Source organism: Mesorhizobium sp. Root102, from assembly GCF_001425625.1.
Taxonomy (GTDB): Bacteria; Pseudomonadota; Alphaproteobacteria; order Rhizobiales; family Rhizobiaceae; genus Mesorhizobium.
Map to the genome: position 1 here is coordinate 428,708 of NZ_LMCP01000001.1, position 19,438 is coordinate 448,145.

Annotated in this window: 13 protein-coding genes; 5 read left to right on the plus strand and 8 right to left on the minus strand. The window is 63.2% G+C overall.

The window, feature by feature from the left end:
* Positions 1-79 precede the first annotated feature (79 nt).
* Entirely contained in the window at positions 80-1,789 is a 1,710-nt protein-coding gene (locus ASD12_RS02030; RefSeq protein WP_056581377.1) for an APC family permease, read from the plus strand.
* A gap of 80 nt (positions 1,790-1,869) precedes the next feature.
* On the opposite strand, the gene ASD12_RS02035 is transcribed toward ASD12_RS02030, so the two are convergent.
* The 4 genes from ASD12_RS02035 to ASD12_RS02050 form a co-directional block, all read right to left on the minus strand.
* On the minus strand, positions 1,870-5,010 hold the full coding sequence (locus tag ASD12_RS02035; RefSeq protein WP_056581380.1) for an efflux RND transporter permease subunit: 3,141 nt from the start codon (positions 5,008-5,010) through the stop codon (positions 1,870-1,872).
* Positions 5,011-5,242: 232 nt separating this feature from the next.
* Positions 5,243-6,385, minus strand: coding sequence for an efflux RND transporter periplasmic adaptor subunit (locus tag ASD12_RS02040; RefSeq protein WP_056581382.1), 1,143 nt, complete (start codon positions 6,383-6,385; stop codon positions 5,243-5,245).
* 49 nt (positions 6,386-6,434) lie between these two features.
* Positions 6,435-7,040, minus strand: a complete 606-nt coding sequence (locus tag ASD12_RS02045) for a TetR family transcriptional regulator (protein ID WP_056581385.1) — start codon at positions 7,038-7,040, stop codon at positions 6,435-6,437.
* A 227-nt stretch (positions 7,041-7,267) separates the two neighbouring features.
* The gene (locus ASD12_RS02050; RefSeq protein ID WP_056581389.1) at positions 7,268-8,908 is read right to left on the minus strand and encodes an acyl-CoA synthetase; all 1,641 of its coding nucleotides are present in this window, start codon (positions 8,906-8,908) and stop codon (positions 7,268-7,270) included.
* Positions 8,909-9,105: 197 nt separating this feature from the next.
* Between ASD12_RS02050 and ASD12_RS02055 the strand changes: the two genes are divergently transcribed.
* Both ASD12_RS02055 and ASD12_RS02060 read left to right on the plus strand, forming a co-directional pair.
* On the plus strand, positions 9,106-10,071 hold the full coding sequence (locus tag ASD12_RS02055; protein ID WP_056581392.1) for a sugar-binding transcriptional regulator: 966 nt from the start codon (positions 9,106-9,108) through the stop codon (positions 10,069-10,071).
* 91 nt (positions 10,072-10,162) lie between these two features.
* Positions 10,163-12,217, plus strand: a complete 2,055-nt coding sequence (locus tag ASD12_RS02060) for a bifunctional aldolase/short-chain dehydrogenase (RefSeq protein ID WP_056581394.1) — start codon at positions 10,163-10,165, stop codon at positions 12,215-12,217.
* Positions 12,218-12,292: 75 nt separating this feature from the next.
* Here the strand turns inward: ASD12_RS02060 and ASD12_RS02065 are convergent, their stop codons facing one another.
* From ASD12_RS02065 to ASD12_RS02080, 4 genes are all read right to left on the minus strand, one after another.
* Positions 12,293-13,138, minus strand: a complete 846-nt coding sequence (locus tag ASD12_RS02065) for an acyl-CoA thioester hydrolase/BAAT C-terminal domain-containing protein (RefSeq protein WP_056581925.1) — start codon at positions 13,136-13,138, stop codon at positions 12,293-12,295.
* Between the two features lie 102 nt (positions 13,139-13,240).
* The gene (locus ASD12_RS02070; RefSeq protein WP_056581397.1) at positions 13,241-14,293 is read right to left on the minus strand and encodes a substrate-binding domain-containing protein; all 1,053 of its coding nucleotides are present in this window, start codon (positions 14,291-14,293) and stop codon (positions 13,241-13,243) included.
* 50 nt (positions 14,294-14,343) lie between these two features.
* A complete protein-coding gene (locus ASD12_RS02075) occupies positions 14,344-15,339 on the minus strand; it encodes an ABC transporter permease (RefSeq protein ID WP_023808756.1) in 996 nt (331 codons plus the stop codon).
* Between the two features lie 79 nt (positions 15,340-15,418).
* Positions 15,419-16,930: a sugar ABC transporter ATP-binding protein gene (locus ASD12_RS02080; RefSeq protein WP_056581400.1), complete on the minus strand. Its 1,512-nt coding sequence runs from the start codon at positions 16,928-16,930 to the stop codon at positions 15,419-15,421.
* A gap of 135 nt (positions 16,931-17,065) precedes the next feature.
* On the opposite strand from ASD12_RS02080, the gene mtnK reads away from it, so the two are divergent.
* The gene (mtnK, locus tag ASD12_RS02085; protein WP_056581402.1) at positions 17,066-18,340 is read left to right on the plus strand and encodes an S-methyl-5-thioribose kinase; all 1,275 of its coding nucleotides are present in this window, start codon (positions 17,066-17,068) and stop codon (positions 18,338-18,340) included.
* On the plus strand, positions 18,337-19,431 hold the full coding sequence (gene mtnA / locus ASD12_RS02090) for an S-methyl-5-thioribose-1-phosphate isomerase (protein WP_056581405.1): 1,095 nt from the start codon (positions 18,337-18,339) through the stop codon (positions 19,429-19,431). The genes mtnK and mtnA overlap by 4 nt, the downstream gene beginning before the upstream one ends.
* The last annotated feature ends 7 nt before the right edge of the window (positions 19,432-19,438 follow it).

Genomic DNA, 19,438 nt, shown 5'->3' on the forward strand with positions numbered 1-19,438 from the left:
AAGCATGTGTCGATGATGAAACCTCGCGAAGTCGCGGCCGTCACGAACGGGGGAGCATCAAAATGGGGAACAAAGACACATGAGCACAATTGCGACTGCACTGGAGCAGCCGGCGGAAAGCAAGCTGCACCGGAATATCGACTGGCGCGGCGCCTTCTGGGTGGCAAGCGGCGTCCCTGCCCTCGTCCTGTTTTCGATCGGCGGCATTGCCGGCACGACCGGCACGCTGGCCTTCGGGATCTGGATCGCCTCCATGATCATGGGCTTCCTGCAATCCTTCACGTATGCCGAAATCGCCGGCCTGTTTCCGAACAAGTCGGGCGGCGCCTCGATCTACGGCGCCACCGCCTGGCTGCGCTACTCCAAGTTCATCGCGCCGCTGTCGGTATGGTGCAACTGGTTCGCCTGGTCGCCGGTGCTGTCGCTCGGCTGCTCGATCGCCGCCGCCTATATCCTCAACGCATTGGCGCCGGTGCCGCTGTTCACCGATGCCTCACCGGATGTCGTCGCCTATATCGCCGCGCATGCCGGAACCAGTGCCGCCGACGCCATCACGGCGGTGACCGCCGCGGCAACGCCGGCGATCCGCAACTGGACGCTTTACAGTCACACGCTGGGACCGGTCTCGTTCACGTTCAACGCGACCTTCTGCATCGGCGCCGTGCTGATGCTGATCATCTTCGCCATCCAGCATCGCGGCATCCTCGGCACGGCCAATGTGCAGAAATATATCGGCCTGCTGGTCATCATCCCGATGCTGATCGTCGGCGTGGTGCCGATTATCACCGGCCAAATCGACTGGGCGAATTTCTCGCCGTTGGTGCCGCTGGCGGCCGCCTATGCACCCGAGCCCGGCGCCTGGAACATCGCCGGCTGGACACTGGTGCTTGGCGGCATGTTCATCGCCGCCTGGTCGACCTACGGTTTCGAGACCGCCGTCTGCTACACCTCGGAGTTCAAGAACCCGGGTACCGACACGTTCAAGGCCATCTTCTATTCCGGCCTGCTGTGCATGCTGCTGTTCATCCTGGTGCCCTTCACCTTCCAGGGCGTGCTCGGCCTGAATGGCATGCTGGCGACGCCGATCGTCGACGGCTCGGGCGTGGCGGATGCGCTGGCCGGCATGGTCGGCGGCGGTGCGCTGATCCACAGCCTCCTGGTCATGCTGATGATCCTGGCGCTGGTGCTGTGCATCATGACCGCCATGGCAGGCTCTTCGCGCACGCTCTACCAGGGCTCGGTCGACGGCTGGCTGCCGCGCTATCTCAGCCATGTCAACGAGCATGGCGCACCGACGCGGGCGATGTGGACCGATCTTTGCTTCAACCTGATCGTGCTGGCGATCGCCTCGGCCGACGCGACGAGCTTCTTCTTCATCCTCGCCGTATCGAACTGCGGCTACATCATCTTCAACTTCCTCAACCTCAACGCCGGCTGGATCCACCGCATCGACAACGGCCATATCGTGCGGCCTTGGAAGGCGCCGAGCTGGCTGCTCGGGGTCGGGGCTATCTTTGCCTATGTCAACGCCATCTTCATGGGCGCGGGCGCCAAGGTGTGGAACCCAATGGCGCTGTGGGCCGGGCTGATCACCGCAGCCTTGATCATTCCGGTGTTCTGCTTCCGCCACTACATCCAGGACAAGGGGAAATTCCCCGACCATATGCTGGCCGACCTGGGCATGGCGGGGGCCGACCTCTCGGTCAAAAAGGCGGGCATGCTGCCCTATCTGACGCTGGTCGCCGGCGTGGTGGTGATGCTGCTCGCCAACTGGTTCTTCGTCATCTGACGTCTTCGTGAAAGGTCGGCCGCACGGGAACCCGTAACAGGAAGGAAAATCGGCCGGTCGAAACTCGACCGGCCGATATCTCATTCAGCCGCCAGAGCCAGTTGGGGCCTTTCGGCTTCTTCGCTGGAAGCCAAATCGCCTTCCTTCTCGACGACCTTCTTGGGCTCCCGGCCAAAGAACAGGGCGTAGCCTGCCGGCAGCACCAGGATGGTCAGCACGGTCGCAACCAGAATGCCACCCATCATGGCGTAGGCGAGCGGCCCCCAGAAGACGCCGCGCGAGATCGGGATCAGCGCCAGCACCGCCGTCAGCGCCGTCAGCGTGATCGGCCGGAAACGGCGCACGGCCGAACCTATGATCGCCTCGTAACGATCCATGCCCGCGGCGATATCCTGGTCGATCTGGTCGACCAGGATGATCGAATTGCGCATGATGATGCCGAGCAGCGCGATGACGCCGAGGATGGCGACGAAGCCGAACGGAGCGCCACTGATCAAGAGTGCCGCGGCAGCGCCGATGATGCCGAGCGGACCGGTTGCCAGCACCAGCATCGCCTTGCCGAAATGCTGCAGCTGGATCATCAGGAGCACGACGATGACGGCCAGCATGATCGGCGCCTTGGCAGCGATCGAGGCCTGGCTTTCCGCCGAATCCTCGGCACCGCCCTGGATCTCGATCTTGTAGCCGGGCGCCAGGCCGTCGCGCAGGCCTTGCATGTCCTTGTACAGCTTGGTGACGACGTCATTGGACTGAATACCGTCGGGCAGCGTTGCCCGCACACTGATGGTCGGCAGGCGGTCGCGGCGCCACTCGATGCCTTGCTCCAGCACCGGGACAACCTTGGCCACCTGCGACAGCGGCACGAAGCCGCCGAAGTCGGTCGGGATGTAGACGGAGTCGACCGAGGACAGCAGGCTGCGGCTGGCATCCGGCTCGCGGGCGACGATGGAAACCGTCTCCTCGCCGTCCCGGAAGTCGTCGAGCGGCGCGCCCGACATCGTCGCCTGCAACATCTGGCGGATGCGCTGCGAGGTGACGCCGAGTGCGCGGGCACGATCCTGGTCGATGACCAGCTTCATCGCCGGCACGGGTTCGAGCCAATCGTCATGCACGGCGCCAAGCAGCGGATCCTCACGGAACTTCGCCTTCACCTGGTCGGCGATGCGGCGCACCTCCTGGCGATCCGGCCCCATGACGCGCATCTGCACCGGCCAGCCGGTCGGCGGACCCAGGAACAGGCGATCGACCTTGGCGCGGACGGACGGAAAGTCCTCGGCCAGAACAGTGCGCAGCTTGACGATCAGCCGTTCACGCGCCGGCTCGTCATTGGCCATCACCAGCATCTGGGCGAAGTTGGGATTGCTGAGCTGCTGGTCGAGCGGCAGGAAGAAGCGCGGCGCGCCTTCGCCGATATAGGTGGCGATGAAACGCTTGTCCTTGTCGTCCATCATCTTGGTTTCAAGCGCCTTGGCCTGCGCCTCGACTTCCTTGATGCTGGTGCCTTCCGGCAGCCAGAGGTCGACGAGGATTTCCGGCCGCGACGATTGTGGGAAGAAGTTCTGCGGGATGAACTGGAAGGCCCACAGGCTGGTACCAAAGGTCACCAACGTCATCACCAGGACGATGATGCGATGGCGCACCGCCCAGCCCACCGTGGCACGCAGCCGGCGGTAGAAACGGGTGTCGAAGACATCATGATGGTTGCCGGCATGCCTGCGCTGCTTGAGGATCATGTTGCCGAGCCACGGCGTGAAATAGACCGCGACGAACCACGACACGATCAGCGCGATGCCGACGACATAGAACAGCGTGCGGACATATTCGCCGGCCGTCGAGGCCGCGAAGCCGACCGGGATGAAGCCGGCGGTGGTGATCAGCGTGCCGGTCAGCATCGGGAAGGCGGTCGAGGAATAGGCGAAGCTCGCCGCCTCGACCTTGACCAGCCCCTCCTCCAGCTTGCGCTCCATCATCTCGACGACGATCATCGCATCGTCGACGAGCAGGCCGAGCGCGATGATCAGCGCGCCGAGCGAGATGCGCTGCAGGTCGATGCCGAGCTCGTACATGATGGCGAAGGTGGCGGCGAGCACCAGCGGAATGGCGATGGCGATGACCAGGCCCGAGCGCCAGCCGATTGACAGGAAGGAAACGACCAGCACGATCAGGAGCGCTTCGCCAAGCGCATGCATGAATTCGGCCACCGCATCCGTGACGACGCCCGGCTGGTCGGAAATCTGGTCCACCGAAACGCCGTAAGGCAGCGCCTCCTCGAAGCGCTTGTAGGTCGCCTCGACATCCTTGCCGACATCGGTGACCTTGAAGCCCTTGGCCATGACGACGCCGAGCTGCACGCTGTCATGGCCGTTGAAGCGGTATTTGCGCTGGAACGGATCTTCCAGCCCCGAGGTCACCGTGGCGATGTCGCCAAGCCTTGTGACCTGGCCGCCGGCGCGCAGGCGCAGGTTCCTGATGTCCTCAACCTTGCTGACATCGCCTTCGACGGAAATGCGCACCGAATTGGTGCCGGTGTCGACGGAACCGGCCGGGTCGACATTGTTCTGTCCCTTGATCGCGTTCTGCAGATCGGTCAGCGTCAGACCGCGTTCGGCCAGCGCCTTGGACGAGACGTCGATATAGAGCTTCTCCGGCTGGTCGCCGATGATGACCGCCTTCTCGACGCCGGGCGTCGTCAAAAGCATGTCGCGTGCCTGGATGGCGAACTTCTTCAGCTCGGGATAGCTGAAGCCGTCACCGCTGATCGAATGCAAGGTGATGAAGGTGTCGCCGAACTCATCGTTGAAATACGGGCCGAGCAGGCCTTGCGGCAGATCGCCTGATATATCGCCTACCTTCTTGCGCACCTGGTAGAACGCGTCCGTCACCTCGGCGGCGCTGGTATCGCCCTTGATCTGCACTGTGATGATGGCGCTTCCGGCGCGGGTGAAGGAGCGCACGAAGTCGAGATGCGGCGTCTCCTGCAGCTTGCGCTCGATCTTGTTGACGACCTGGTCTTCCATCTCCTTGATCGAGGAGCCCGGCCAGATCGCCTGGACGACCATGACCCGGAAGGTGAAATCGGGATCTTCCTTCTGGCCCATGCGCATCAGGCCGAGCGCGCCGGAAATGATGATCAGGCCGAACAGGAACCGCGCAATGGACGGATGGCCGATTGCCCAGCGCGACAGGTTGAAGGGCCGCTTCTCTTCCGTGGAATTGGTCATCGGTGATCGTCCACTTCGTTTGATCGTCAGCGCGCCGATGCGAAGTCCTGGCGCGGAGCAAAATCCAGGTTCGGTAGTGGCTTCCGGGCGGCAAGGCTCTCCGAGCGGAGAAACGCTCATCGCGGTGGGACGCGAAAATCGATGTGGGGGTTACATCAATCGAGCGCCTCGGTTCGAGCGATTGCCGCCCGGAAACCAGCGGCTGCGGGAACGCGCAGCCGGTTGTCTGTCGTCAGCGCACCTGCTTGGCGTCGCCGTCTGCCGCAGATGCGGACTGCAGCGCCGCATCCCCGGCGAGTTTCACCTTGAGGTTCTCGGTCATGAACTGTGTGCCGGCAGCGACCACGACATCGCCGGGTTTCAGTCCCTCGGCAACACGCACGCCATCGGCGGCGAACGCGGCGACCTTGACCGGACGGGCGTGAACGGTGTCGGCGCCGCGATCGACGGTCCAGACGATCGACTGCTTGCCTTGCTCGGCCAGTGCGCTCAGTGGGATCGAGACGAGTTGCCGCTCATTGGCCGCCGAGGCTTCGATGCTGGCGGTCATACCGAGAAGCACACGCGGATCGTTAGGCAGGCTGACGCGGACGGCGAAGGTGCGCGATTGCGGATCGGCGCTACCGGCGACTTCGCGGACCTTGCCGTCGAGCGCCAGCGCGTCGTCGGACCAGAAGCCCGCCTTGACGATTTTGCCCGGCTTGAATTCGGCTATCTCCATCTCCGGCACGGCGATCAGCACTTCCTTTTCACCGTCGACCGCAACAGTGACCACCGGCGCGCCGGAGCCGACCACCTGGCCGACATCGGCGCTGACCGCGGTGACGATGCCATCCCTGTCGGCCTTGAGATCGGTATAGCCGACCTGGTTCCTGGCCTGGGCAAGCGTCGAGCGAGCGGAATCGCGAGTGGCGACGGCCTGGTCGTAGCTTAGGGTCGCCTGCTCGAGCTGCGATTTCGGCGCGAACTTCTTGTCAAACAGCTGCTCGGCGCGCTTGCGGGCAAGCTCTGATGTCTCGACCTGCCGATCCGCGGCATCAAGCGATGCCTGCGCACTCTTGACCGACAGGTCGTAGTCGATGGGGTCGATGCGGGCGAGCACATCGCCGGCGGCCACATGCTGGCCGATATCGACGAGACGCTCGGTGATCTTGCCGTTGACGCGGAAAGCCAGGGCGCTTTCGGTGCGGGCCCGCACCGAGCCGGAATAGGAGAGCGTGCGGGTGTCATGCGCCTTCGCGATCTCGACGACCTTGACCGGGCGGATGATATCCTTGACTTCAGCTTTCTCTTGGCTGCAGCCGGCAAGCCCGAGCGCCGCGACGATCAGGCCGGCAACCGGCAGCTTGCGGAGAATGGAGCTGGACAAAGACATATTGGTACTCCCGACTGGAGATAAATGGTCGACCGGCGTTGGGCGGCTATTACTTCAGAGCTTTGATCGCATAGTCGATCAGGTCGTCGGGCATCGCCCGGTTGGTCTTGGCAAGGCACTGTGCCACCATCTGCGGATGGCACAGGATAACTGTGGCGGCGCCGAAGCAGCGCGACGCGGTCACCGGGTCCTGTTGCCTGAACTCTCCGGCCTCGATACCGTCGCGAATCACTTCCGCAAACAGGTCGTGAATGCTGTCGACATGCTTGTCGATCACGCCCCAGTCGCGTTCGAGGGCGACAATGACCATCTCGTGGACCTTCTTGTCGTCAAGCATGACCTCCATCGTCATCTTGTATTGCGCATGCACGTAGCGCCTAAGGCGCTCCTCGGCGCTCACCGGCAGGTGCATGATCTCGTAGGCCATCTTGTAGCTGGCGCCGAGCATCCGGCCGCAGACGGCCTGGTGGATTTCCACCTTGGAGGCGAAGAAGCGATAGATGTTGGCCGGCGACATGCCGAGTTCACGGGCAATGTCGGCGACATTGGTCTTGCCGTAGCCATAGTGCCGGAACAGGCGCTCGGCGCAGTCGAGAATGCGCGTCACATTTTCCTGTCGGGCGGCGTCGGCGACTATGGTAGCGGCTTCGGACATGATCCTCTGTCAATTTACGAGTGACGAATTTCAACTTTCGTCACTCGTAAATCGAAATGGGCGACCTGTCAACGCGGATTCTGTGTACGCGTACGATTGGTGACAGATGGTGACAGAGGGCCTGCTGTCGGCCACCACACGCTTCGATTCCTCAGAGTTGATGACGAGGTCGCGGAGGCTTTGCCTAACCGCGAAAGTCGTAACTAGAGGAGAGCAGCGACGAGGTCTCAGGCGACCTTGGCCATCTCGCGCAGCCGGAACTTCTGAATCTTGCCGGTCGAGGTCTTTGGGATTTCGGCGAAGATCACCGCCTTCGGCACCTTGAAGCGGGCGAGCAGCGCGCGGCAGTGCTCGATGATCTCGGCCTCGGTCGCCGCCTTGCCGGGCTTCAGTTCGACATAGGCGACAGGCACCTCGCCCCATTTGTCGTCAGGCCTGGCGACGACACCGCAAGAGGCAACGGACGGGTGCTTGTAGAGCGCGTCCTCGACCTCGATCGAGGAGATGTTCTCGCCGCCCGAGATGATGATATCCTTGGAGCGGTCCTTGAGCTGGATATAACCGTCGGCGTGCATGACGCCGAGATCGCCGGAATGGAACCAGCCGCCGGCAAAGGCCTCGTCGCTCGCCTTACGGTTCTTCAAATAGCCTTTCATGACGATGTTGCCGCGGAACATGACCTCGCCAATGGTCTCGCCGTCGGCCGGTGTCGTCCGCATCGTCTCGGGATCCATCACGGTCAGGCCTTCGAGCGCCGCATAGCGCACGCCCTGCCGCGCCTTCTTGGCGCTGCGCTCGCTCTTTTCGAGATCGTCCCACGCGCCATGCCATTCGTTGACGACCGCCGGACCATAGGTCTCGGTCAGGCCGTAGAGATGGGTGACGGCGAAGCCGGCATCGGCCATCCCCGACAGCACCGCTTCCGGCGGGGGTGCTGCGGCCGTGTTGAAAGTGACCATCTGCGGGAATTCCCGCTTGTCCTCGTCCCTGGCATTGATCAGCACCGACATGACCACCGGCGCGCCGCACAGATGGGTGACGCCGTGATCGGCAATCGCATCGTAGATCGGCTTCGGCCGCACCCAGCGCAGGCAGACATGGGTGCCGGCCTGGACGGCGAGCGTCCAGGGAAAACACCAGCCGTTGCAGTGGAACATCGGCAACGTCCACAGATAGACCGCATGCTTGGCCATGCCGGCATGGATGGTGTTGGTGTAGGCCATCAGGGCCGCACCGCGATGGTGGTAGACGACGCCCTTCGGATTGCCCGTTGTTCCGGAAGTGTAATTGAGCGAGATAGCATCCCATTCGTCGTCGGGCATCGCCCAGGCGAAATCCTCGTCGCCGCCAGCGACGAAGTCCTCATAATCGAGCGAGCCGATGCGCTCACCCTTCGGATAGGGTGTGTCGGCCGCGTATTCGGGATCATCATAGTCGATGACCAGCGGCTTGACCTTGGCCAGTTCCAGGGCCTGCTTGACGACGCTGGAGAACTCGCGGTCGACGATCAGCACCTTGGTCTCGGCATGGTCGAGCTGGAAGGCGATGACCGCCGCATCAAGGCGGGTGTTGAGCGAATGCAGCACCGCCTTGGTCATCGGCACGCCGAAATGCGCCTCCAGCATCGGCGGCGTGTTGGACAGCATGACGGTGACGGTATCACCCTTGCCGATGCCGCGCTTCTGAAGCGCCGAGGCAAGCTTCAGCGACCGCTGCCAGAAATTGCGATAGTCGATGCGCTGGCGGCCATGAACGATGGCGATATGGTCGGGATAGGTCTTGGCCGCGCGTTCCAGATAGGTGAGCGGCGTCAACGGCTGGTGGTTGGCCGCGTTCTTGTCGAGATCCTGTTCGTAAGGATTGCCCATCCCGCCTCCCCTTGCTTCCTAGCTGGAGACTTCTAATCACAGGCTCCAGCCCACGTCACCATTCTTGTAGCGAAGCCTGTCAGGCACTGCACCCAGCTTCGCCTTGATCCCCGTCAAGACAGGAGCGAGGTTTTTGGATTTTTTGTTCAATTTGACTTTTGTCGAAGGCCGTGAATAATGTCAGCCGAGGAGACGGCATGGCGATCCGACCGGCAGAACAACTCATCCACAAGGCCGCCTGGCTCTATTATGCCCATGGCCTGCGGCAGGACCAGGTGGCGAGCCAGCTTAACATTTCCCGTGCCTCGGTCGCCATGTATCTGCGCAAGGCGCGCGAGACCGGCATCGTCAACATCTCGACCTCGACCCAGCTTTTCACCGACGATGTGCTGGCGCGCAAGCTCGAGGATGCGTTGGGCCTCGACGCCGTCTGGATCGCGCCGGAAAATGACCATATCGCCGACCCGTCGACGGAAATTGCCGTGCTGGCGGCAAGCGTGTTCCTCGAGCTGGTCAAGAAGGGCGACCGCATCGGCGTCGCCTGGGGCCGCACCGTCTACATGATCGCCGACATCATGTCCTATGCCGACCTGCAGGATGTCACTGTGGTGCAGCTCTGCGGCAATCTCGGCGCGCCCTATTCCTACCGGCCCGACCAATGCACAATGGAAATCGCGCGACGGCTGAACGCCAAGGGGCTTAACTTCTACGCGCCGCTGGTGCTGTCGACGGAAGAGCTGGCGCGCGCGCTGCGTGCCGAGCCGGTGATCCGCGAGCAGTTGTCAGGTGTCGGTGAATGCGATCTGGCGCTGTACTCTGTCGGCGCGGTCGACGCCGACAGCCATCTGGTCAAATGCGGCGCGTTGACGCCAGATGAAATGGCGGAACTGCGCCGGCAAGGCGCTGCCGGCGTCATCGCCGGTCAGATCATCGATGCCGAGGGCAAGGTGCTCGACTGCAGCTACAACCGTCGCGTGATCTCCGCCGAGCTGGCTTCGCTGCGCGCCATCGCCAGGCGGCTGATGGTCGTGCAGGAGGACAGCAAGTTCGAGCCGCTGCTGGCGGCGATCGCCGGCGGCCTTTGCACGCATCTGGTTGTCGGCGCGCGCATGGCGCAGCGGCTCCTGGATCATGCGGCTGCCACGACAGAAAAGGCCTCCTAGAATATCCTCCTCTCCGCCGCCGGCGCATTGTCATCAAAGCGTCGCGGCATTCCTGTTTCACCATCAAAGACAGCAACCGGACGAAGCGAACATGAAGAACCTGTGGAATGACGATGCCGCCGAAAAGCTCGTTGCCGACTATGCGAAAAAGGGTGTCGGCCGCGACCTGGCGTTGCGCGTCTACACGACCCGGCTACTGGGCGGCGAACCAAGGCTGGTCCTGCATGGCGGCGGCAACACCTCCTGCAAGACGACAGCGACCGATCTCGTCGGCGACGAATGGGACGTGCTGTGCGTCAAGGGCAGCGGCTGGGACATGGGCGTCATCGAGCCGCAGGGCCTGCCAGCGGTCAAGCTCAAGCCGCTGCTCAAGGCGCGCGCACTGAACAGACTGGCCGACGAGGACATGGTCGCGCTGCAACGTGTCAACCTCATCGATCCATCCTCCCCCAACCCCTCGGTCGAGACGCTGCTGCATGCCTTCCTGCCGCACAAATTCGTCGACCACACGCACTCGACCGCTATCCTGGCCATCGTCGACCAGGAAGACTCGAAGCCGCTGGTGGAGACGGTGTTCGGCAGCAAGATGGGTTACGTGCCCTACATCATGCCCGGCTTCGACCTCGCCAAGGTAGCCGCCGATATTTTTGATGCCGACCCGACCGTCGAAGGGCTGATCCTCGACAAGCATGGCATCTTCACCTTCGGCGACGATGCCAAACAAGCCTATGACCGTATGATCCACTATGTGAATGTCGCCGAGGACTACATCGCCACTCACGGCAAGCCTCAAGCTGCAAAGGTAGCCTTGCCGGCAAAGCTCGCGACACCGGCGTCCATTGCACCGATGCTGCGCGGCGCGGTGGCGGTAGCGCGCGGCGAAGGCCGCTTCGATCGCATGATCAGCGATTTCCGCACTTCGCCGGCAATCGTCGATTTCATCAGTTCATCCGAGATTGCCGATTATGCCGGACGCGGCGTGTCGACGCCCGATCTGTCGATCCGCATCAAGACCGGCCCGATGGCGCTGCCGGCGCCCGATGCGGACAAGGCCGGCGACTACAAATCCGTAATCAAGAGCCATGTCGACGCCTTCGCCAAAGACTACCGCGCCTATTTCGAAACCAATGATGCGCTCGACGACGTCAAGCGCACCATGCTCGACCAGATGCCGCGGCTGACGCTGGTGCCGGGCCTCGGCATGTTCGGCCATGGCCGCACGCTGAAGGACGCGAAGATCGCGTCGGATGTCGGCGAGATGTGGATCGAGGCGGTGCGTGGCGCCGAGGCGGTCGGCCGGTTCCATCCGCTCGCCAAGGCCGACCTGTTCCCGCTGGAATACTGGTCACTGGAACAGGCCAAGCTCGCCTCCAACAAACCGAAGCCGCTGACCGGCCAGGTGGTGCTGATCACCGGCGGCGCCGGCGCGATCGGCGCGGCGACGGCAAAGCTGTTCGCCGACAATGGCGCCCATGCCGTCGTCGTCGATCTCGACGCCGAAAAGGCCGCAGAGGCCGCCAAGAAAGCCGGCAACAATTCGATCGGCGTCGCCGCAGACATCACCGACCCGGCACAGGTGCGCGCCGCCTTCGACAGGGCGGTCGCCATGTTCGGTGGTGTCGACATATTGGTGTCCAATGCAGGGGCGGCCTGGGAAGGCCGCATCGGCGAGCTCGACGACGCGCTTTTGCGCAAGAGTTTCGAGCTCAATTTCTTCGCCCACCAGTCGGTGGCGCAGAACGCCGTGCGCATCATGCTCGAACAGGGCACCGGCGGCGTGCTGTTGTTCAACACCTCCAAACAAGCGGTCAACCCAGGGCCGAAGTTCGGCGCCTATGGCGTGCCGAAAGCGGCGACACTGTTCCTGTCCAGGCAATACGCGCTCGACTATGGCGCGCATGGCATCCGCTCCAACGCCGTCAACGCCGACCGCATCCGCTCGGGGCTTCTGACCGACGCCATGATCGCCAGCCGTTCGGGTGCGCGCGGCGTGTCGGAGAAGGACTACATGTCCGGCAATCTGCTCGGCCAGGAAGTGACGGCACAGGACGTGGCGCAGGCCTTCCTGCACCACGCGCTGGCCGACCGAACCACCGCGGATGTGACGACGGTCGACGGCGGCAATATCGCGGCAGCGCTGCGGTAGGCGGAACCGGCCGAGACAGGCGCGGATTCTGGGAGTTTCGCGCCTCATAGCCAGGAAGGTATTCTTGAACTGCTGCTACAGCAGGTCTCGGATGCCTTCCCAAGCCTCTCTGCCCAGCTCTGAATCTGCCTCGTCATTGCCTCCATGTGCATGCAATGTCGAGCGTGGTGTGTCCTCCCCCGGCAACAGAATGCGGTGGCCCGCATCGGGCGACGAAACGAGGCGCGTGACCTTGCCTGTGTTGTCTCGCCGCCGAACAATGTCTGTCGCGAACCATAGGGAGGGCCACAGGGCATCGTCGCCACCTGCGACAAGCAGGATCTCGGCCGATGCGGTCTCAACGGGAACGGTCGCCGCCTTTGCTTCGCGTTCGAAGGTTTTCAAACAATGTTCGAAAAGCCCGCGGTAAGACACCAGGCCATCTGCGTACGCTCGGCTCCAATTCGGATCCGTCGGCACAAACGGCAGCGGGACACCGTCGAGCGACCATGAGGATCGTTCAGGCCAGCTGACACCATCCCGGCCCGCACCGATATTTCCCCAAACCACCGACGATGGGCTGATTGCGACCACAGCGTTGATGCGCTGGTCATGGGCCGCCGCAAGCAGTGAAGCCTCGGCACCCCTGGATGTGCCGACATAAACGATGCGGCGGCATCCTGTTTCGAGGAGGTAATCGGTTGCCGCAAAGAAGGTTTCGAGGGGAATCTCGCATATTCCGGGAGCCTGGCCCTCGCCGCCAAACCATTGCACGGCCAGGGCAGACGAGCCTTCGTTTGCAAACAGCCGCGCGCGCCCGACATCGACGCGGCCACTCGACCCACCCAACACCACGACACCGGTGGTGGCGTGCGGGCATCGAAACAATGTTCCGGCGACGGCGCCGGACAGGTTTTCCTCGATTACAGCCTGGACTTCCATATAGGCACCGAACCTTGGGCCGGAACCTGCGCGCCAGCTGCAAATATTCGGCAAAAAGGCCGCCTGCAGCAAGCGGCTGCAAGCGGCCTTCGATAGCGAAGCCTACTTCGCGTTCGGGTTCGGCATCCAGGCCGGCATCGCGACATCGGCATGGGCGAACTGCGGCAGCTTGGCCGACAGGTCCTCCATGTTCTTGATGTCCTTGTCGATGAGGTCCTTCTGGGTGATCAGCGTCGGCGGCACGACGACGTTGTGGCCGGGGTCTTCGCCGGCCAGCAACTGCGCCAGCGCTCGCACCGAGACCTGGCCGACGACGGCCGGGTTGGTCGCGGCGGTGGCCGCCCAGGCGCTGTCGGCCTCGCGCATCGCGGCGATATCGGACGTCGAGATGTCGGCCGAATAGATCTTGATGCCCTTGTTGAGGCCCGCTTCGTCGACGGCGATCTTCACGCCCTTGGCGAATTCGTCATAGGGAGCGAACATCACCTTGATGTCGGGGTGGGCCGACAGCACCGAGCGCGCCTGGTTGGCGACGGAGTTGGCGATCGGGTTGTCGAGCGTGCCGAACATCGCGACTTCCTTGATGCCGGCATACTTCTTCTTCACGTCGACCCAGGTCTCGTTGCGGCGGTCGAGCGGCGCGATGCCGGCGACATAGACGTAGCCGGCATTCCAGCTCTCGCCATTGTCCTTGACCGCCTGCTCGAGCGCGAGGCGGGCCAAGTCGCGATCGGACTGTTCGATCTGCGGGATCTTGGGGTTTTCGACATTGACGTCGAAGGCCACCACCTTGATGCCGGCGTCAACCGCGCGCTGGGCGGCATCCTTCATCGATTCCGTCAGGCCGTGCTGGATGATGATGCCCTGCACGCCGAGCGCGATGGCCTGATCGACCATGTCGGACTGAAGGGCGGCATCCTGGCGGCTGTCGAGGACACGCAGGTCGATGCCGAGCGCCTTCGACTGCGCCTCGACGCCGCTGAGATAGGCCTGGAAGAAGTCGCCAGTCGAGAGATAACGCACCAGTGCGATCTTGACACCAGGCTTGTCGAAAGGCGCCGGCTTGTCCGCGGCCAGCGCCGGAAACTGCATCAGCATGGTTGCGCCGGCCAGTCCGAGCGCCACCTTCCCCAGAAGTCTTCTTGTAATGCTCACTTTGTTTTCCTCCACTCTTGTTGAACCCAAAATCCTGTTCCGGTCGAAAGCTACCTCCTGCCTCTGCCTGAAAGCGCAAAGGTGAAGACAAGGGCGACGACCAGAACCACACCCTTGACGAAATCCTGCGTGTAGTAAGGCGCGTTCATCATCGTCAGGCCTTGCAGCAAAATGCCGACGAACAGCGCGCCAATGGCGGTGCCAAAGGCGTTCGGCTTGGCGGCGCCAAGCACCGCGTAGCCGATCAGCGCCGCGGCAACTGCATCGAGCAGCAGATTATTACCCGAGGCGATGTCGCCGCGTCCAAGCCGGGCGGCGAGCAAAATGCCGCCGATCGAGGCAAAAACTCCTGAAATAACATAGGCCCAGATCTTGTATGCCTTGACAGGCGCGCCGGCGAGTTCGGCGGCGCGCTCATTGCTGCCGACCGCATACATCATGCGGCCGAAGCGGGTGTATTCGAGGAAGAACCAGATCAGCACGGCGAGCACGAGCAGCACCACCACCGACACCGGAATGAGGTTCGGGATGAAGAAGTCGAAGCGGTGGCGGCCGAGCGCCAGGAAGGCATCGCTGAACTTGCCATTGGCGACCGAACCGTCCGGCATGGTCATGCCTGTGGCGATCGAGCGGCCTTCGGTCGGAATGCGCTGCAGGCCGACGAGCAGGAACATCATGCCGAGCGTCGCCAGCAGGTCGGGCACGCGCATGTAGACGATCAGCCAGCCGTTGATCAGGCCGACAATGGCGCCGATCAGCAAGCAGACAACGACCGCGACAAGGGCGTTCTGCTCCAGCACCACCATCACATAGGCCGCCGCCATCATGGCTGATGTGGCGACCGAGCCGATCGACAGATCGAAGCCGCCGACGACAAGCGTGGCGGTGACGCCGAGCGCCAGCACGCCGGTGATGGCGACCGACTGGAAGATGAAGACCGCACTTTGCGGCGAAACGAAACCGTCGGCCGCGATCGAGAAATAGGCGACGAGCCCGAACAAGAGCACGATGAACCCGTAGCGGATGGCGTGGTCGCGCAATGTCATTCGGCGCTCCCGCGCGCTGCTGCCGTCTTTACCCAACTCGAACCCATGCTCTCTCATTCCAATTCCTATCGCCCGCCCTTCAGGCCGCGCTGTGCAGCGGTCCGCCGGCGACCTCGGCCAGCAGGCGATCGAGATCGACGTCGGCATTGCGGTGTTCGCCGACGATGGTTTGCTCGGACATCACCAGGATGCGATCGGCGGTCTCCAGCGCCTCGTCGAGCTCCGTGACGAACAGCAGCGTGGCGCGGCCGTTTGCACTGGCCCTGAGCTTGGCGGCAATGTCGCGCCTGGCGGAAATATCGACGCCCTGAAACGGCTCGTCCAGAATGAACAGTCTTGCATCCTGGGCCATCCAGCGGGCGACCATCACCTTCTGCTGGTTGCCGCCGGACAGTTCCGACATCTCGTCCTTCTCGGAACGGCAGACGATGCCCAGCTCTTCGATCTGCCGGCGTGCGGTAGCGCGTTCCAGACGGCGCCTGAGAACAGCGAAACGTGACATGCGCTTGTGAAACGGCAGGCTGATATTTTCCTGGATGTTGAAGCCGTCGACGATGCCATTTTCGCCGCGGTCCTTGGCGACGAGGAACACGCCGGCGGCGATCGCCTCACCCGTCGAATTCGGTGCATAAGGCTTGCCGTTCATCGTCATGGTGCCGGCGAGCGGCTTGCGCACGCCAAACAGCGTCTCGGCCAGCGCCGTCTTGCCGACGCCGACGAGGCCGGTGATAGCAACGACCTCGCCGTCGCCGAGCGTCAGCGAGATCGGTCGGGCGCCCGGTGCTATGCGCAGGCCGTCTATCTTGATGACAGCATTGGCCGAATCCCTGACAATGATCTGGTCGAGATGGATCTTGCGGCCGAGCATGGCGTTGACCGCGCCCTCATAGTCGAGCGGTTTCTTGTCGAAAATGCCCGAGACGATCCCGTCACGCATCGAGACGATGCGATCGGCCAACCGCCTGATGTCCGACATGCGGTGCGAGATATAGAGGATCGCCACGCCTTGCTCGCGCAGCCTGTCGATCAGCGCAAACAGCCGATCAGCCTCGGCGCTGGAGAGCGATGAAGTCGGCTCATCGAGGATCAGCACTTTCGGCTGGTGCGCCAGCGCGCGGGCAATCGCCACCATCTGGCGATCGGCCAGCGAAAGATCGCTCACCCGCGCCTTCAAATCGATGGCCAGCCCCATGCGGTCGGCGACCGCCTTGGCCTCTCTGCGTACACGGACCGGATTGAACAGGGTCGGCGCGCCGCTGCCGCTCAGCCGGTCGAGAGTCAAATTGGTGGCGACGTCGAGATCGGCGACGACACCGTCATTGATGTTCTGATGCACGGTGACGACGCCGGCGCGGATCGCTTCAGCCGGGGTTTTCGGCGCGAAATCCTGGTCGGCGAGCGCCATCGTGCCGCCGCCGCGCTCATAGACGCCGGAGATGATCTTGACGAGGGTGGATTTACCGGCGCCGTTGGCGCCCATCAGCACGGTCACTTCACCGGCATGCAGTTCCAGCGAGACGCCGCCAAGCACCTCGTTATGGCCAAAGGATTTCCTCAGTCCCTCTACGCGGAACACGGCATTGCCGACCATGCGTTCCTCCCTGACATGACGCTATGGGCTGTGTCGTCAATTGTCAACACGATTGACAATTGCCAGATCGCTTCCTAGCTTGGACCGGCCGCCATGCCTCCGTTATGTTCGGAGCGCATATGCGGGAGGATGACGATGACTGAAAAATTGCCGTTCGAAGCACTGTCGGTAGAGACCCTGGCTGCCCGCCTCGGTGACAACGAGGCGCTATGCGCGATGATCGGCAAGGACACGACACGCTGGAAGGTCCGCGAGGTCGGTGACGGCAATCTCAACCTGGTGTTCATCGTCGAGGGCGCAAGCGGTGCGGCGGTGGTCAAGCAGGCCCTGCCCTATGTCCGCCTGGTCGGCGACAGCTGGCCGCTGCCGTTGAAGCGCTCCTTCTTCGAATATCACGCGCTGACAAGGCAAGAGGCGCGCGCGCCGGGCTCGGTGCCGGCGATCCTTTATTTCGATGAAGGCCAGGCGCTGATCATCATGGAATATCTTGCGCCGCCGCACATCATCCTGCGGCGGGCGCTGATCGAGGGCCGGCAATTGCCGAACATTGCCCGGGATATCGGCCTGTTCATGGCCCGCACGCTGTTTCGCGGCTCCGACCTGCACATGGCAACCAAGGACCGCAAGGCCGATCTGGCGCTGTTCGCCGACAATGTCGAGCTTTGCGACATCACCGAGAGCCTGGTGTTTTCCGACCCCTATTTCGACGCCAAGATGAACCGTCACACCTCGCCGCAGCTCGACGGCCTCGTCGCCGAACTGCGTGCCGACCGCGACCTCAAGGTCGAGGCGCAGCGGCTGAAGCACATCTTCGCCGCCAATGCCGAAACGCTGCTGCATGGCGACCTGCATTCCGGCTCGATCATGGTCACCGAAAGGGAAACCCGGATGATCGATCCGGAGTTCGCCTTCTACGGCCCGATGGCCTTCGATGTCGGCATGCTGCTCGCCAATTTCTGGATGTCGTTCTTCTCGCAGCGCGGCCACGAGCAGAAGGGCAAGCGCGACGCCATGCGCGCCTATCTGCTCGAGGTGACGGTCGAGACTTGGGTCGTATTCCGCGCCGAATTCTCGCATCTGTGGCGCACCGAGCGCACCGGCATGCTCTATCAGAAGAGCCTGTTCGAGGATCAGGGCGACAGGCTCGGCGCCGAGCAGGCGCTCGACCATGTGCTGCACCAGATCTGGACCGACCTGCTCGGCTTTGCCGGCATCGAGGTCCACCGGCGTATCCTCGGCCTCGCCCACAATGCCGATTTCGAGACCATTGCCGACGAGGATCTGCGCGCCAGTTGTGAAGCAAAAGCGCTGAAATTCGGTCGCCATCTCGCCGTCAACCGGCGCCAGATCCACAGCGTCGACGAGGTCAACCAACTGGCCGCGTTGATCGAACAGGAGAGCAGCATTTGAACGTCGGCGACCGCCACTATCGCACCATCTGGCTGAGCGACGACGGACGTTCGGTGGAGATCATCGACCAGCGCTGGCTGCCGCATGATTTCCGCATCGAGAAGATCGGCACGGTTGCCGGCATCGCCACCGCCATCCGCGACATGTGGGTGCGCGGCGCACCGCTGATCGGCGTCACAGCGGCCTATGGCGTCGCCATGCAGATGGCTGACGATCCGTCGGATGCAGCGCTCGACGCCGTGTGGGAGACCCTGCACGAAACGCGTCCGACCGCGATCAATCTGCGCTGGGCGCTGGACGAGATGCGACGCTTCCTGCGACCGCTGCCGGCAGACCAGCGCGCCGCGGCCGCCTATCGGCGCGCCGGCGAGATCGCCGATGAGGATGTCGGCCTCAACCGCGCCATCGGCCAAAACGGTCTCGCCATCATCAAGGCGATCGCGGCACGCAAGCAGAAGGGCGAGCCGGTCAACATCCTCACCCACTGCAATGCCGGTTGGCTGGCGACCGTCGACTACGGCACCGCCACCGCGCCTATCTATCTGGCGACGGAGGCCGAAATTCCGGTTCACGTCTATGTCGATGAAACACGGCCGCGCAACCAGGGTGCCCAGCTGACCGCCTGGGAGATGGCCGGCCACGGCGTGCCGCATACGCTGATCGTCGACAATGCCGGCGGCCATCTGATGCAGCGCGGCGCGATCGACATGGTCATTGTCGGCACCGACCGCACCACCGCCGACGGCGATGTCTGCAACAAGATCGGCACCTATCTGAAGGCACTCGCAGCCGCCGACAATGATGTGCCGTTCTATGTCGCGCTGCCGTCGCCCACCATCGACTGGACAGTGCATGACGGACTGGCCGAGATCCCGATCGAGCAGCGCTCGGCCGACGAGGTCTCGCTGGTCTGGGGCAAGACCGCTGCCGGCGAGATTGCCCAGGTGCGCATTTCGCCGGAGACGACGCCCGCGGCGAACCCGGCCTTCGATGTGACGCCGGCGCGGCTGGTCACCGGCCTAATCACCGAGCGCGGTGTCGCCAAGGCATCACGCGAGGGCCTGAAGGCGATGTTCCCAGAGCGAGCGTAGCCGCTCA

Bases quoted from the DNA above. Each gene is read 5' to 3' on its own strand.
- ASD12_RS02050 (WP_056581389.1), bottom strand. From the start codon at position 8,908: ATGGGCAATCCTTACGAACAGGATCTCGACAAGAACGCGGCCAACCAC.
- ASD12_RS02065 (WP_056581925.1), bottom strand. From the start codon at position 13,138: ATGGAAGTCCAGGCTGTAATCGAGGAAAACCTGTCCGGCGCCGTCGCC.
- ASD12_RS02035 (WP_056581380.1), bottom strand. From the start codon at position 5,010: ATGACCAATTCCACGGAAGAGAAGCGGCCCTTCAACCTGTCGCGCTGG.
- ASD12_RS02030 (WP_056581377.1), top strand. From the start codon at position 80: ATGAGCACAATTGCGACTGCACTGGAGCAGCCGGCGGAAAGCAAGCTG.
- ASD12_RS02040 (WP_056581382.1), bottom strand. From the start codon at position 6,385: ATGTCTTTGTCCAGCTCCATTCTCCGCAAGCTGCCGGTTGCCGGCCTG.
- ASD12_RS02075 (WP_023808756.1), bottom strand. From the start codon at position 15,339: ATGACATTGCGCGACCACGCCATCCGCTACGGGTTCATCGTGCTCTTG.
- ASD12_RS02045 (WP_056581385.1), bottom strand. From the start codon at position 7,040: ATGTCCGAAGCCGCTACCATAGTCGCCGACGCCGCCCGACAGGAAAAT.
- ASD12_RS02060 (WP_056581394.1), top strand. From the start codon at position 10,163: ATGAAGAACCTGTGGAATGACGATGCCGCCGAAAAGCTCGTTGCCGAC.
- ASD12_RS02080 (WP_056581400.1), bottom strand. From the start codon at position 16,930: ATGGTCGGCAATGCCGTGTTCCGCGTAGAGGGACTGAGGAAATCCTTT.
- mtnK (WP_056581402.1), top strand. From the start codon at position 17,066: ATGACTGAAAAATTGCCGTTCGAAGCACTGTCGGTAGAGACCCTGGCT.
- ASD12_RS02055 (WP_056581392.1), top strand. From the start codon at position 9,106: ATGGCGATCCGACCGGCAGAACAACTCATCCACAAGGCCGCCTGGCTC.